This window comes from Aquamicrobium sp., from assembly GCF_023954335.1.
In the GTDB taxonomy this organism is placed as follows: domain Bacteria; phylum Pseudomonadota; class Alphaproteobacteria; order Rhizobiales; family Rhizobiaceae; genus Aerobium.
This window is the reverse complement of record NZ_JAMLIE010000002.1, coordinates 630,812-644,750: the sequence shown is the minus strand read 5'-3', so window position 1 is coordinate 644,750 and position 13,939 is coordinate 630,812. Positions and strand designations below refer to the sequence as shown.

The window sequence follows — 13,939 nt, the reverse complement described above, 5'->3', positions numbered from 1 at the left end:
CGCAAGGCCATCACGGCCTTACCGCCCGCCGCTCACGACGCAACGCGCGCGAGGGAGTGAGGTACATGGGTAAAAGAGCCGGAGAACGACGCAAGGGACCGAAATGCGTGGCCATTGTCGGTCCCTTCTCAAGCGGAAAGACGACGCTTCTTGAGGCGCTTCTGGCCCGCACCCGGGCGATAGCGCGCCAGAACGCGGTTTCGTCCGGCAGCACGGTGGGCGACCATTCGCCCGAGGCCCGCGCCCATCTGATGAGCGTCGAGACCGCCGTCGCCACCACCGACTTCATGGGCGAGAGCATCACCTTCGTCGACTGCCCCGGCTCGATCGAGTTCGCCTCCGAGGCGAAGCCGGTTCTCGCGGCCTGCGACCTTGCCGTGGTCGTCGCCGAGCCGGACGAGAAGAAGTTTCCCGCGCTCCAGCTCATTATGCGCCAGCTCGACGAGATGGGCGTGCCGCGGCTCCTCTTCCTCAACAAGATCGACAAGGCGACGGCCGGCGTGCGCGAGACGCTGAAGCTGCTCCAGCCGGCCTCGACGACGCCGCTGCTGCTGCGCCAGATACCGCTGCGCAAGGACGGCATCGTCGTCGGCTCGATCGACCTCGCGCTGGAGCGCGCCTATGTCTGGCGCGAGCACGCCGAGAGCGAGGTCGCCGAGATTCCCGACGACGAGAAGGCGCGCGAGATCGAGGCCCGCTTCTCGATGCTGGAGGCGCTGGCCGACCATGACGACGCGCTGATGGAGCAATTGCTGGAGGAGATCGAGCCGCCGCGCGACGAGGTGTTCGACGACCTCGCCGCCGACCTGCGCGACGGTGCGATCACCCCGGTGCTGATCGGCTCGGCCGAGAAGGGCAACGGCATCATGCGCCTGCTGAAGGCCATCCGCCACGACGCGCCCGATGTCGAGGCGACGCGGGGGCGGCTCGGCGCCGAAGCCGGCAAGCCGCTGCTTCAGGTGATGAAGACGATCCACACGCCGCATGGCGGCAAGCTTTCGGTCGCCCGCGTGCTGGCCGGCCGCGTGGCCGACGCCACCGAAATCCATGCGTCGAGCGGCGGGACGGGGAAGATTTCCGGCATCTACCGCCTGCTCGGCAAGGACCAGACCAAGCTCTCCGCCGCCGAGGAAGGCGAGACGGTGGCGCTGGGCAAGCTCGACGACATCGCCACCGGCGACACGCTGTCGACGGCGCGGGGCGTCGCGCCGCTCGTCGCCTTCGATGCGCCGGCGCCGGTCTACACCCTCGCCCTGCGCCCGAAGGAGCGCAAGGACGACGTCAAGCTGTCCGCCAGCCTGCAGAAGCTGATCCAGGAAGACCCCTCGATCACCGTCGAGCAGAACCAGGACACCGGCGAGACGATCATCTCCGGCCATGGCGAGATGCATCTGCGCGTCACCGTCGAGCGGCTGGAGGGCAAGTACCAGATCGCCGTCGAAGCGCACCCGCCGCGCGTGCCCTATCGCGAGACCATCCGCAAACCGGTCACGCAGCGCGGCCGGCACAAGAAGCAGTCGGGCGGCCACGGCCAGTTCGGCGACGTAGTGCTCGACATCAAGCCACTACCGCGCGGCTCGGGATTCGAGTTCACCGACACCATCACCGGCGGCGTCGTGCCCAAGCAGTACATCCCCTCGGTCGAGGCCGGCATCCGCGACTACCTGAAATCCGGGCCGCTCGGCTTTCCGGTGGTGGACGTCGCGGTCAACCTCGCCGACGGCTCGTACCATACGGTCGATTCCTCCGACATGGCGTTCCAACAGGCCGCGCGCATCGGCATGAAGGAGGGCATGGCCGCCTGCTCGCCGGTGCTGCTGGAGCCGATCCTGAAGGTGCAGATCTTCACCCCCTCGGACGCCACCGCCAAGGTGACGGCGCTGGTGCCGCAGCGGCGCGGCCAGATCCTCGGCTTCGACGGCCGCCCGGGCTGGCCCGGCTGGGACGTGGTCGAGGCGCTGATGCCGCAGGCCGAGATCGGCAGCCTGATCGTCGAGCTGCGCTCGGCCACCGCGGGCGTCGCGTCCTACGCGGCCGAGTTCGACCACATGGCCGAGCTGACCGGCCGGCTCGCCGACGAGGTGATGAGCGCGCACGGCAAGGCGGCCTGACGGACTGCCCGATGCCAGAGCAATTCCAGGAAAAGTGGAAGCGGTTTTCCGTCCGGAATTGCGTCTAAACAAAAGATGGACCGCGCCGGCACCGCCCGGCGCGGTTTTCGTTTCGGGAGCAGCCTGCCGACTTATTGTGCAGGGCAGCATCGAAGCTGGTGTGAAGGCAAAAAAAAGCCGGATCGAAACGACCCGGCTTGAATATTGGAAGCGCCCGTAGGCAAAACCTCCAGAGGGGAACACTCGCGGGCGCCAATGGGAGGAGGAATGCGCCCGGGAGATGATTAGGATATGAGCTTTCGCCGCCTAAAATTCAAGCAATGTCTTTCGCATTGCACCCATGCAAGGCGCGCATAGCTTGCGGCGCGCCCATCTGCCCCCTCGCGGGGCAGGAAATGCCCTCAGAATGCCCAGCTCCGCGCTTTGGCGATGAGGAAGTCGCGGAAGACGTGCAGCTTGACCTGGTTCTTCATCGCGTCGGGATAGCAGAAATAGGTGTCGAAGGACGGCACCTCGGTCTCCGGCATGATCTGGACCAGCCCCGAATCCTTGTCGACCATGTAATCGGGCAGCATGGCGATGCCCGCGCCGCGCTGCACCGCCATCTTGATCGACATGATGTTGTTGATCTGAAGCGTGGCGAGGCGCTTGGAGCCTTCCGGCCGCCCGGCCGTCTCCAGCCAGTTCATGTCGGCGAGGTGATGCGGCACCTGCTCGCCGAAGGTGACGATGCGGTGCTTGTCCAGTTCCTCGATGGTGCGCGGCTTGCCATGCTTGTTGATGTAGGACGGCGCGGCGAAGAGGTGGAAGTGAACCGTGAACAGCTTGCGCTGGATCAGGTCCGGCTGCTGCGGCTGACGCAGCCGGATCGCGCAGTCGGCCTGGCGCATGGTCAGGTCGAGCTCCTCGTTGGCGAGGATGAGGTGGAGCTGGATTTCCGGGTAGAGGTCGAGGAATTCCTGTACGCGCTCGGTCAGCCAGCCGGAGCCGAGACCCACGGTGGTGGAGACGCGCAACGGGCCGGAGGGACGGTCCTTCGCCTCGGTCAGCCGCGCCTTGACCGTCTCCAGCTTCATCAGGACTTCATGCGCGGTCTTGTAGAGGATTTCCCCCTGCTCGGTGAGGACGAGGCCGCGCGCATGGCGATGGAACAGCGGCATGCCGACATCCTGCTCGAGCGCGCTCACCTGCCGCGAGATCGCCGACTGCGACAGCCTCAGCGTTTCGGCCGCGTGGGTGAACGAGCCGGCTTCCGCCGCCGCATGAAAGACCCGCAGCTTGTCCCAGTCCAGCGCCATGACGCCCGGTTCCCCTTTTCTTCTTGCCGGAGCATAGCATCGCTTCGGTGGAACGATGAGCCGCGCCGGTTTTCCAGTTCAGGCAAATGTCGACAGTTTCGTGCGCATCTATGCGGCGCGCACGACAAATTCATGGCAGCGGCGGATTATTGCGCCGCCTCGCGCGCCACGTCGAGCTCGGCGATGTACCGCTCGGCCTCAAGCGCCGCCATGCAGCCCATCCCGGCCGCCGTCACCGCCTGGCGGTAGACGTCGTCGGTGACGTCGCCGGCCGCGAACACGCCGGGCACGTCCGTCGCCGTCGAATCCGCCGCCGTCCACAGATAGCCGTTCGGCTTCTGCTTCAGCTTACCGACGAAGAGCTCGACCGCCGGTGCGTGGCCGATGGCGACGAACACGCCGTCGGTCGGCATCTCTCTTACCTCGCCGGTGCGCATGTTGCGCAGCCTGAGGCCCGTGACGGAGGGCGGCGTCGGCCCGTTGCGCGGCGCGCCGACGATCTCGTCGACGACATGGTCCCACAGCACCTTGATGTTGTCCTTGCGGAACAGGCGCTCCTGAAGGATGCGCTCGGCGCGGAACTCGCCGCGGCGGTGGATCACCGTCACGCTCTTTGCCAGATTGGACAGGTAAAGCGCCTCCTCGACCGCGCTGTTGCCGCCGCCGACCACGACGACGTCCTTGCCGCGATAGAAGAAGCCGTCGCAGGTGGCGCAGGCCGAGACGCCGAAGCCCATGAAGGTCTCCTCGGTCGGGATGCCGAGCCATTTCGCCTGCGCGCCGGTGGCGATGATCAGCGCGTCGCACGTATAGGTGGCGCCGGAATCGGTGGTGACGAGGAACGGGCTGCGGTCGAGCGTCACCTCGGTCACGAGATCGTGAACGATTTCGGCCCCGACATTGCGCGCCTGAAGCTCCATCTGCTCCATCAGCCACGGCCCCTGCACCGGCTCGGCGAAGCCGGGATAGTTCTCGACATCGGTGGTGATGGTAAGCTGGCCGCCCTGCTGCATGCCGGCGATGAGGATCGGGTTCAGCATCGCGCGCGCGGCGTAGATGGCGGCCGTATAGCCTGCCGGCCCCGAACCGACGATGAGGACGGGCGCGTGTCTGGCGGTCATGGTCTGGCCTTCCTGTCTGCCGCGCCCCGGCGGCGCGACCCCTCGATTGTCGCCCCGGCTGTCGGCCGGGCGAACCGCGCTAATCTAGGTGGCGTCCCCCCTGCCTTGCAAGGCGATGAAAGGCAGCGCCCGGCAAAGGCTGGGGATAGAAGCGCGATCGGCGATTGCCTTGGACAGGCGGGCGCAATATCCGCTAATTTCAAAGTGTGATCGTGAAAGATTCTCGCGCTGCGCCGGAGCCGCCCCATGCCTTTCAAGGCTGACCTCGACGCCATCGACTGGAAAATCCTCAAGGAGCTCCAGAGCAACGGCAGGATGACCAATGTCGAGCTGTCGCGGCGCGTCGGGATTTCGGCCCCGCCCTGCCTTCGCCGGGTCAAGCGGCTGGAGGACAGCGGCATCATCCACGGCTACCGCGCCCTGCTCGACACCCGGCAGCTGGGCTTCGACGTCGTCGCCTTCTGCCTGATCGGGCTTCACCACCAGTCGGACGCCGAGCTGAAGGCGTTCGCCGAGAAGACGCGTGGCTGGCCGATCGTGCGCGCCGCGTGGATGGTCTCCGGCGAATCCGACTTCATGCTCCACTGCGTCGCCAGCGACCTCGCCACCTTCCAGAGCTTCGTCATCGAGGAGCTGACCTCGGCGCCGAACGTCGACACGGTGCGCACCGCACTGACCATCCGGCAGGTCAAGGACGAAGGCCTCGTCGGCATCTGACCCCGGCATCTGATTGCCCTATCCGAGCGTGATCCTGCGCCCGGTCCCGATGGCGTCGAGAAACGCCTCGTCATGGCTGACGACCAGCAGCGCGCCGGCATAGTCGCGCAAGCCCGCCTCCACCTCGGCGATGGCGTCGAGGTCGAGATGGTTGGTCGGCTCGTCGAGGATCAGGAGCTCCGGCGCGTCCTCGCCCGCCGCAACGCAGGCGAGCCCGGCCCGCAGGCGCTCGCCGCCGGACAGCGTTCCCACGACCTGCAGGGCGGCGTCGGCGCGGAAGGCGTAGGTCGCCAGCGCCGAGCGGCATTCGAAGGCGCTCGCGCCGGGATTGAGCCGCTGATAGTTGTCGAGAATCGTGGCGTCATCGTCGAGCAGGCCGACATGCTGGTCGAAATAGGCGAGCTTTCCCGCGACACGCAGGGAGCCGCCGCGCGGCGGGATCAACCCCGCGATCGTCTTCAGCAGCGTCGACTTGCCGCTGCCGTTCGGCCCGGCGAGCGCCACGCGCTCCGGCCCGACGATGACGAGATCGACCCGCGCCAGCGGCGCCGCATCCTCGTGGCCGATGGCGAGATCGCGCGCCTCGACGAGCAGCTTGCCGGCGGGCACTGCGGCCGCCGCCATGCCGGCGGTGAACGGGACGGTGCGCTCCACGCCCTCGCGGCTGCGGGCGAGCGCACCTTGCGCCTCGGCCTCCATGCGTGCGGCGAGCCGGCTGGACCGCCCCCCCGTCGCCTCGGCGCGCTCCTGCCGCGCGTCGAGCAGGATCTTGGGGTCAGAGCTCGTCGCCCTGCCCCGGCGCGCCACGCCGTCGCGCCGCGCCTGCCGCTCGCGCGCCTGCTGCGCGGCGCGGACGGCCTGCCTCGCCTCGCGCTCGGCAGCACTCAGCGCCTGCGCGGCCGCGTCCTGTTCCGCGGCCTTCCTCTCCCGATAGGCGTCGAAGCCGCCACCATAGGTGCGCGCGCCGCGCGGCGACAGCTCGACGATTCGGTCCATCCGGTTCAGAAGCGCCCGGTCGTGGCTCACCACCACCGCCCCGCCCTTCCAGCCGTCGAGAAAGGCGTTGAGCATGGCGCGGCCTTCGGCGTCGAGATTGTTGCTCGGCTCGTCCATCAGGATCAGGTCGGGTGCGGAGAAGGCCAGCGCGGCGAGCGCCGCGCGCGTGCGCTGGCCGCCGCTCAGGGTCGACAGCGGCCGCGACGGCGCGATGCCTGCCAGCCCGGCCTCGGCGAGCGCCTTGTCGACGCGCACCGTAAGCGTCCAGTCGGCCTCGGCGATCTCGTCGGCCGCCGCCTCGCCCGCCTCGATGCGCGCGAGCAGGTCGAGCGCCTCCGTCGCGCCGAGAAGGTCGGCCACCGTCTCGCCCTCGGCCGTGTCCGCCATCTGGCGCATCAGCGCGATGCGGCCGTCACGCCGGACGGTGCCGGAAGACGGCAGCAAAGAGCCGACGAGGATCGCCAGCAGCGACGACTTGCCGACGCCGTTGCGCCCGACGAGGCCGGTGCGCTCGCGGCCGAAGGAAAGGTCGAGGCCTGAAAAGAGCGTGCGGCCGTCAGGCAGCCGGAAGGAAAGGTCGTGGATGGAAAGAACGGGCATGGGACACCATGAAAAACGATGCGTGGCAGGCAAAAAGCGCGCGTGCTGCATCGTTCATCGTGGGTCGCTCCCTCATGCATGTCCCCCGAACGTGGAACCCGGTTTCGGGACGAGGACATGCAAAAAAATGCCGGTTCAGCCAGCTATATAGGTTGCCCGCCCGCGAGAGGAAAGGGCCGGCCGCGCCCGCCCTGCCGCAGATAGGTGCGCGGCGCGACGCCGAGCATGCGGCGGAACATCGTCGTGAAGGCGGGCGCGCTTTCGTAGCCGAGGTCGAGCGCCACCTCCGTCACGCTCGCGCCCCGCGCCAGAAGCGGCAGGGCGGCGAGCAGGGTGGCCTGACGCCGCCACACCGAAAGGCTCACCCCGGTCTCGCGCTGGAAGGCGCGGGTGAACGAGCGCCGGCTCATTCCGGCTCTGTTCGCCCAATGGTCGATCCTCACCGCCGCCGAGGGCGCGGCCACGAACTCCCGGCACAGCCTGACAAGCCGCGGATCGGCCGGGAACGGCAGCGCGAACGGCCGCTCGTGGAGGCGCGGGATCTCGATGAGGATGAGCCGCATGATCGCCTCCCTCCTGTCGGGGTCATCGCCGCCCTGCTCTCCCTTGGCAGCCGGCTGTACCGCCTCGACGATCAGGCTGCGCATCAGCTCGCTCACCGCCAGCACTTGCAGGCTCTCCGGCAGGTCCCGCTTGATGCCGGCGCGGACATAGGCCGAGCGCATGCGCACGAGGCCGATCATCTCGACGGCGTGCTCGACGCCGGCCGGAATCCACATCGCATGGCCCGGCGGCACCATCCACCGCCCCTGCCCGGTCGAGATCATCACGCTGCCGCGAAACGGGTAAAGAAGCTGGGCGCGGCTATGGCTGTGCGCCGCGACCTCGTGCCCGTCCGGATAGTCGTTGGACACGGCGATGACGTCCGCCGAAGCCGCCTCGATGAAGTCGAGGTTGCGGCGCAACTCCGCCTCGTCGCCCGCCGCCGGCTGCGCCTGTGCCTCGAACTTGTGCATCTTCTGTCGAACCTTGGCCCACTTGCGAAGAAAATCGACCAAACCACAAAGGACGGCGGCCCTCAACCGGCCTAGAGCAAGTGCAGGAAAAGCGTGACGCATCTTTCCGTCCGCCATTGCGGAAAAGCAAAGAGACAGATCGTTCCGCGGTTTTCGCGAGACGATCCAGGCATCGGCCAACATCATCGAGGATCCCGACCTTGACCGACACGACCGCAGGCGCGGCGCGCCCGGCCGCCCAGGCGACCGTCTTCCCCATCATCCTCGCCGTGAGCCTGTGCCACATGCTCAACGACGTGCTGCAGTCGCTGATCTCGGCGATCTACCCGATGCTCAAGGAGGACCACGCGCTCGATTTCTGGCAGATCGGCCTCCTGACCTTCACCTTCCAGGTCACGGCCTCGCTGCTGCAGCCGGCCGTCGGCCTCTACACCGACAAGCGGCCGATGCCGCAATCGCTGCCCGTCGGCATGGCACTGAGCATGGCGGGCCTCTTCCTCCTCGCCTTCGCCGGCAGCTACGCCCTCCTCCTCGTCGGCGCGGGGCTGATCGGCATCGGCTCGGCCATCTTCCATCCCGAGGCGTCGCGCGTGGCGCGCATGGCGTCGGGCGGCCGCTACGGGCTGGCGCAGTCGCTGTTCCAGGTCGGCGGCAATTTCGGCTCGGCCATCGGCCCGCTGCTGGCCGCCTTCATCGTCGTGCCGCGCGGCCAGTCGAGCGTGGCGTGGTTCGCGGTGATCGCGCTTGCCGGCATGCTGATCCTGAACCGCGTCGGCGCCTGGTACGCCCGCGCCAGCGCCGCCAGTGCCGGGCGCGGCGGCGGCCCGCTCACCGTCGCCCTGCCGCGCGGCCGCATCGTCACCGCGCTTGTCGTGCTGGCGCTGCTGGTCTTCTCCAAGAACATCTACACGGCGAGCATTTCGAGCTACTACACCTTCTTCCTGATCGAGAAGTTCGGCGTCAGCGTCCAATACTCGCAGGTGATGCTGTTCCTGTTCCTCGGCGCGATGGCGCTCGGCACCGTGCTCGGCGGGCCGATCGGCGACCGCTTCGGCTCGCGCACCGTGATCTGGTTCTCGATCCTCGGCGTGCTGCCCTTCACGCTCCTCCTGCCCTATGCCGACCTGTTCTGGAGCGGCGTGCTTTCCTTCGTCATCGGCGTGGTCATGGCCTCCGCCTTCCCGGCCATCGTCGTCTTCGCGCAGGAGCTGGTGCCGGGCCGCGTCGGCATGATCGCCGGCATCTTCTTCGGCTTCGCCTTCGGCATGGGTGGCATCGCCGCCGCCGTGCTCGGCGTGCTCGCCGACATCAACGGCATCGAATGGGTCTATGCCGTCTGCTCGTTCCTGCCGGCCATCGGCCTGCTCACCATCCTGCTGCCGAGCCGCAAGGAATTGCGCCAGGCCCGGTAGGCACATGCGGTTGCGCGATCCGGCCGCTTCGGCTATAGGACCGCCACCCGCGTAGACACCCTTGGAGGCAACGCGGCGGGAAGCGGCTCATGAAGCCGCTTTCGACGTTTGCGGACCGGGTTCGCGAACGCTCCAGCAACTTGAACGAAAGGAAATGCCATGAGCCAGTCTTACGAGCTCAAGGCCGAGGCGCGCGACAGGGTCGGTAAGGGGTCCGCCCGCGAACTGCGCCGCAACGGCAAGGTGCCCGCCGTCATCTACGGCGACAAGCAGCCCCCGCTCGCCATCGCGCTGGGCTACAAGGACGTCTACTACAAGATCCACGGCGGCGGCTTCATGACCACCATCGCCACGATCGACGTCGACGGCAAGAAGATCCAGGTCCTGCCGAAGGAATACCAGCTCGACCCGGTCCGCGACTTCCCGGTCCATGTCGACTTCCTGCGCGTCAGCGCCAACACGCTGGTCACGGTCCAGATCCCGGTTCACTTCGTCAACGAGGAGAAGTCGGCCGGCATCAAGCGCGGCGGCGTGCTCAACGTCGTGCGCCACGAGATCGAGGCCCACGTCCCGGCCAACGCGATCCCCGATTTCATCGAGGTCGACCTCGCCGGCACCGATCTCGGCGATTCCATCCACATCTCGGCGGTCAAGCTGCCGAAGGATGTAAAGCCGACCATCACCGACCGCGACTTCACCATCGCCACCATCGCCGCACCGGCTGGCCTCAAGAGCGAGGAAAGCGAAGCGGCGGCGGAAGAAGGCGAGGAATAGTCGCGTCCGCCGGGAGCCGTCCGTCATGCTGCTGATCGCAGGCCTCGGCAATCCCGGCCCGAAATACGAGAACCACCGGCACAATGTCGGCTTCATGGCGGCGGACGCGATAGCCCGCCGCCATTCGTTTTCCCCCTGGTCGCGAAAGTTCCAGGGCCTGATCGCCGAAGGCCGCATCGGGGCCGAGAAGGCGCTGCTCATCAAGCCGCAGACCTTCATGAACCTGTCCGGCCAGTCGGTCGGCGAGGCGATGCGCTTCCACAAGCTCTCCCCTTCCGACCTGATCGTCCTCTACGACGAGCTCGACCTCGCGCCCGGCAAGGTGCGGGTGAAGACGGGTGGCGGCGCCGGTGGCCACAACGGCATCCGCTCCATCGACGCCCATTGCGGCAAGGACTACCGACGCGTACGCATCGGCATCGGCCATCCCGGCGTCAAGGAGATGGTGACGCATCATGTGCTGGGCGACTTCGCCAAGGCGGATCGCGAATGGCTCGAGCCGCTGCTCGAGGCGATCGCCGACAATGCCGACAAGCTCGTCGCCGGCGACGACAACGGCTTCATGAACAAGGTGAGCCTCGCCGTGCGCGGCCCGGACACGGCGGCATCGGAGCCGAAGCCGGAAAAGCCCGCGCCGAAGGGCCAGAGCCACATCCGCCAGGCCCGCCCGAAGACGCCGAAGGTCGAGATACCGGAAGGCGGGCCGATGGCCGCCATGCTGCGCAAGCTGCTCGGCGGCAAGGACTGAGATCGCCTCCCAACCGGGCCTGCAACCGGGTTTGATCTCCGGCGAGGGAACCAAACGCCCGCCGGAACGTCCATCCTTCGCCATGGACAAGGACTGCGAACCCGAGTCGGTGCAGGACGTGCTCGAATGTGTCGAGAACGCCGGCAACGGCGTGCGCCGGGCATCGGTGGCCGACATCGTCCACCGCATCGGCGACGGCGCCTTCCCGCCGCTGATGCTGGTGCCGGCGCTCGCCATCATCTCGCCGCTGAGCGCGATCTTCGGCGTGGCGACGCTCTGCGGCCTGATCATCGCGACGATCGCCCTGCAGATGGCGCTCGGCCGCGAGAGCCTGTGGCTGCCCGGCTTCATCCTGCGCCTCAGCATCTCCAGCCGCAACATCGACCGGACCGTCCGCTGGTTCGGCAAGCCGGCGCAGCTCATCGACCGGCTGACCGGCAAGCGCCTGACGCTCCTCGTCGAGCCGCCGCTGACGCGGCTGTGGGCCGCCTTGTGCCTCGCGCTGGCGCTGGTGATCCCGTTCTTCGAGCTGGTGCCGATGTCGGCCACGATCATCGCCTCGGCCATCGCGCTGTTCACGCTGGCGATGCTCGCCCGCGACGGATTGCTGGCCCTCGCCGGCCTCGGCGTGCTGGCCGGCGCGTCATGGCTCCTGTGGAGCGTCGTGACGTGAGCGTCGGGGGTTGACGATGGCGACCGCTATCGCCCATAGCCCTTGCCACGTTTCCCTTTCCCGACAGGACCATCCATCATGGGCTTCAAGTGCGGCATCGTTGGGCTTCCCAACGTCGGCAAATCCACGCTCTTCAACGCGCTGACGCGGACGGCCGCCGCGCAGGCGGCCAACTACCCGTTCTGCACCATAGAGCCGAACACCGGCGAGGTGGCGGTGCCCGACAGCCGCATGACCCGCATCGCGGCCATCGCCGGCTCGAAGGAGATCATCCCGACCCGCATCTCCTTCGTCGACATCGCCGGCCTCGTGCGCGGCGCCTCGAAGGGCGAAGGGCTGGGCAACCAGTTCCTCGCCAACATCCGCGAGGTCGACGCCATCGTCCACGTGCTGCGCTGCTTCGAGAACGACGACATCACCCATGTCGAGGGCCGCATCGACCCTGTGGCCGACGCCGAGACGGTCGAGACCGAGCTGATGCTGTCCGACCTCGAAAGCCTCGAGCGCCGCATCGTCCAGACGCGCAAGCGCGCCACCGGCAAGGACAAGGAATCGATGACCGTCCTGCCGGTGATGGAACAGGCGCTGGCGCTGCTCCAGGACGGCAAGCCCGTGCGCATGATGCTGGACGGCATCGCGGCCGAGGACCTGAAGCTCCTGAACGGCCTCAACCTCCTGACCTCGAAGCCGGTCCTCTACGTCTGCAACGTCGCCGAGGAGGACGCGGCCGAAGGCAACGAGCATACGAAGGCCGTCGAGACGATGGCGCGGTCGCAGGGCGCCGGCACCGTCGTCATCTCCGCAGCCATCGAGGCCGAGGTCGCACAGCTTCCCGACGAGGAGGCGAAGGAATATCTCGACGCCATGGGCCTGACCGAGCCCGGCCTCGACCGGCTGATCCGCGCCGGCTACACGCTCTTGAACCTCATCACCTATTTCACCGCCGGCCCCAAGGAAACTCGCGCCTGGACCATCGAGAAGGGCACCAAGGCCCCGCAGGCCGCCGGCGTCATCCACAGCGACTTCGAGCGCGGCTTCATCCGCGCCCAGACCATCGCCTTCGACGACTACGTGACTCTGGGCGGCGAGACCCCGGCCAAGGAGGCCGGCAAGGCCCGCGACGAAGGCAAGGAATATGTGGTTCAGGACGGCGACGTGCTGCTGTTCCGATTCAACACCTGACGCGCATTTGCTCCCAATGGCTGGACCATCCCTGCCCCGCAAGAAGGACGTTGCGCCGCCCGGCCGAACCCGGCACACTGGTTGTTCAAGATTGAACAGGATTGCCGCATGACCGCGAAGAAATGGGCGTTCGAGGACTTCCATCCCGGGATGACGATAGACCTCGGCGAGAAGCATGTGACGGCGGCCGAGATCGTCGAGTTCGCCCGCGAGTTCGACTTCCAGCCGATGCATCTCGACGAGGAGGCCGGCAAGGCCAGCCTGCTCGGCGGGCTGTCGGCGTCGGGCTGGCACACCTGCTCGATGCTGATGCGGATGATGTGCGACGCCTTCCTGCTCGATTCCACCTCGCAGGGCGCGCCGGGCATCGACTATCTGCGCTGGAAGAAGCCCGTCCTCGCCGGCGATACGCTGAAGGCCGCGAGCACGGTCGTCGCCACCCGCGCGTCCTCCTCGCGCCCCGGCCTCGGCTTCGTCACCGTGCGCTACAGTATCGTCAACCAGCGCGGCGAAACGGTGCTCGAGATGCAGAATTCCGGCATGTTCCTCGCGCGCGGAGCCGCCGCATGACCACGCTCGACGAGTTTTTCCGCATCGGCGAGACCATCACGCTCGGCGCGCACACCTTCGGGGCCGAGGAGATCAAGACCTACGCCCGCAAGTTCGATCCCCAGCCCTTCCATGTCGACGAGGAGGCGGCGAAGGGCACGCTGTTCGGCCGCCTGTGCGCCTCGGGCTGGCACACCGCCTCGACATGGATGAAATACAACCTCCAGCACCGCGAGGACGTCGGCGAGACGCCGTGGGACGGCCCCGGCCCGCGGCCGCAGTTCGGCCCCTCGCCCGGCTTCGAGAAGCTGCGCTGGCTGAAGCCGGTCTATGTCGACGAGACGGTCACCTTCACCCGGCGGGCCACCGGCCACCGCGCGCTGGCGACGCGGCCGGGCTGGCGCATCCTGACCATGGCCTGCGAGGCGTTCGACTCGACCGGCGACAAGGTGCTGGAGTTCGAAAGCGCGGTTCTGGTCAAGACCGGCTGAGCGCCGACGGCCGGCGCACACCCGCGCGAAGAAGGCCCGCGCAGCGCGCGGCACCGGCGATTTCCATTTCAGCGAAAGACCGCCTGACCGGGGGCCACCGGTCAGGCGGCAAGACTATGCGATCCCGAAACAAACCGCATTCGTGCAGCGTGATCCGACCGGAGGGGCGGATGCACAATGCTTTCTATTCATAGCTATCTATTCATTTTGCGCATACTCCCAAATGGGATGAGGCGGGCGCGTCGGCAGGC

At 67.6% G+C, this 13,939-nt stretch carries 13 protein-coding genes; 9 read left to right on the top strand and 4 right to left on the bottom strand.

The features are described 5' to 3' along the window. Positions 1–65: 65 nt before the first annotated feature. A complete protein-coding gene (locus M9945_RS15775) occupies positions 66–2,111 on the top strand; it encodes an elongation factor G (protein ID WP_367945361.1) in 2,046 nt (681 codons plus the stop codon). Positions 2,112–2,512: 401 nt separating this feature from the next. On the opposite strand, the gene M9945_RS15770 is transcribed toward M9945_RS15775, so the two are convergent. Together M9945_RS15770 and trxB are read right to left on the bottom strand one after the other, a co-directional pair. After that, on the bottom strand, positions 2,513–3,409 hold the full coding sequence (locus M9945_RS15770; protein WP_367945360.1) for a LysR family transcriptional regulator: 897 nt from the start codon (positions 3,407–3,409) through the stop codon (positions 2,513–2,515). Positions 3,410–3,555: 146 nt separating this feature from the next. Then, entirely contained in the window at positions 3,556–4,530 is a 975-nt protein-coding gene (gene trxB / locus M9945_RS15765) for a thioredoxin-disulfide reductase (protein ID WP_367945359.1), read from the bottom strand. Between the two features lie 246 nt (positions 4,531–4,776). On the opposite strand from trxB, the gene M9945_RS15760 reads away from it, so the two are divergent. Then, entirely contained in the window at positions 4,777–5,247 is a 471-nt protein-coding gene (locus M9945_RS15760; protein WP_367930653.1) for an Lrp/AsnC family transcriptional regulator, read from the top strand. A gap of 18 nt (positions 5,248–5,265) precedes the next feature. Here M9945_RS15760 and M9945_RS15755 read toward each other — a convergent pair whose 3' ends face one another. Together M9945_RS15755 and M9945_RS15750 are read right to left on the bottom strand one after the other, a co-directional pair. Beyond that, a complete protein-coding gene (locus tag M9945_RS15755; protein ID WP_367945358.1) occupies positions 5,266–6,843 on the bottom strand; it encodes an ABC-F family ATP-binding cassette domain-containing protein in 1,578 nt (525 codons plus the stop codon). A gap of 143 nt (positions 6,844–6,986) precedes the next feature. Then, the gene (locus tag M9945_RS15750) at positions 6,987–7,859 is read right to left on the bottom strand and encodes a helix-turn-helix transcriptional regulator (protein WP_367930651.1); all 873 of its coding nucleotides are present in this window, start codon (positions 7,857–7,859) and stop codon (positions 6,987–6,989) included. Between the two features lie 200 nt (positions 7,860–8,059). On the opposite strand from M9945_RS15750, the gene M9945_RS15745 reads away from it, so the two are divergent. The 7 genes from M9945_RS15745 to M9945_RS15715 all read left to right on the top strand — a co-directional run bounded on the left by M9945_RS15745 (position 8,060) and on the right by M9945_RS15715 (position 13,688). Further along, positions 8,060–9,271 (top strand): MFS transporter, encoded by a 1,212-nt coding sequence (locus M9945_RS15745; protein WP_367945357.1) that lies wholly within the window; start codon positions 8,060–8,062, stop codon positions 9,269–9,271. A gap of 159 nt (positions 9,272–9,430) precedes the next feature. After that, positions 9,431–10,045, top strand: coding sequence for a 50S ribosomal protein L25/general stress protein Ctc (locus M9945_RS15740; RefSeq protein ID WP_367945356.1), 615 nt, complete (start codon positions 9,431–9,433; stop codon positions 10,043–10,045). 25 nt (positions 10,046–10,070) lie between these two features. Beyond that, a complete protein-coding gene (pth, locus tag M9945_RS15735) occupies positions 10,071–10,793 on the top strand; it encodes an aminoacyl-tRNA hydrolase (RefSeq protein ID WP_367931090.1) in 723 nt (240 codons plus the stop codon). 82 nt (positions 10,794–10,875) lie between these two features. Continuing rightward, the gene (locus M9945_RS15730; RefSeq protein WP_367945355.1) at positions 10,876–11,466 is read left to right on the top strand and encodes an exopolysaccharide biosynthesis protein; all 591 of its coding nucleotides are present in this window, start codon (positions 10,876–10,878) and stop codon (positions 11,464–11,466) included. Positions 11,467–11,544: 78 nt separating this feature from the next. After that, a complete protein-coding gene (ychF, locus tag M9945_RS15725; protein WP_367945354.1) occupies positions 11,545–12,648 on the top strand; it encodes a redox-regulated ATPase YchF in 1,104 nt (367 codons plus the stop codon). Positions 12,649–12,756: 108 nt separating this feature from the next. Beyond that, on the top strand, positions 12,757–13,218 hold the full coding sequence (locus M9945_RS15720) for a MaoC family dehydratase (protein WP_367945353.1): 462 nt from the start codon (positions 12,757–12,759) through the stop codon (positions 13,216–13,218). Next, on the top strand, positions 13,215–13,688 hold the full coding sequence (locus M9945_RS15715) for a MaoC family dehydratase (RefSeq protein WP_367945352.1): 474 nt from the start codon (positions 13,215–13,217) through the stop codon (positions 13,686–13,688). The genes M9945_RS15720 and M9945_RS15715 overlap by 4 nt, the downstream gene beginning before the upstream one ends. Positions 13,689–13,939: the final 251 nt, after the last annotated feature.

What these genes read in the sequence shown, in the direction of transcription:
- M9945_RS15775 (WP_367945361.1), top strand. Translation starts at nt 66, where the DNA reads ATGGGTAAAAGAGCCGGAGAACGACGCAAGGGACCGAAATGCGTGGCC.
- M9945_RS15770 (WP_367945360.1), bottom strand. Translation starts at nt 3,409, where the DNA reads ATGGCGCTGGACTGGGACAAGCTGCGGGTCTTTCATGCGGCGGCGGAA.
- trxB (WP_367945359.1), bottom strand. Translation starts at nt 4,530, where the DNA reads ATGACCGCCAGACACGCGCCCGTCCTCATCGTCGGTTCGGGGCCGGCA.
- M9945_RS15760 (WP_367930653.1), top strand. Translation starts at nt 4,777, where the DNA reads ATGCCTTTCAAGGCTGACCTCGACGCCATCGACTGGAAAATCCTCAAG.
- M9945_RS15755 (WP_367945358.1), bottom strand. Translation starts at nt 6,843, where the DNA reads ATGCCCGTTCTTTCCATCCACGACCTTTCCTTCCGGCTGCCTGACGGC.
- M9945_RS15750 (WP_367930651.1), bottom strand. Translation starts at nt 7,859, where the DNA reads ATGCACAAGTTCGAGGCACAGGCGCAGCCGGCGGCGGGCGACGAGGCG.
- M9945_RS15740 (WP_367945356.1), top strand. Translation starts at nt 9,431, where the DNA reads ATGAGCCAGTCTTACGAGCTCAAGGCCGAGGCGCGCGACAGGGTCGGT.
- pth (WP_367931090.1), top strand. Translation starts at nt 10,071, where the DNA reads ATGCTGCTGATCGCAGGCCTCGGCAATCCCGGCCCGAAATACGAGAAC.
- M9945_RS15730 (WP_367945355.1), top strand. Translation starts at nt 10,876, where the DNA reads ATGGACAAGGACTGCGAACCCGAGTCGGTGCAGGACGTGCTCGAATGT.
- ychF (WP_367945354.1), top strand. Translation starts at nt 11,545, where the DNA reads ATGGGCTTCAAGTGCGGCATCGTTGGGCTTCCCAACGTCGGCAAATCC.
- M9945_RS15720 (WP_367945353.1), top strand. Translation starts at nt 12,757, where the DNA reads ATGACCGCGAAGAAATGGGCGTTCGAGGACTTCCATCCCGGGATGACG.
- M9945_RS15715 (WP_367945352.1), top strand. Translation starts at nt 13,215, where the DNA reads ATGACCACGCTCGACGAGTTTTTCCGCATCGGCGAGACCATCACGCTC.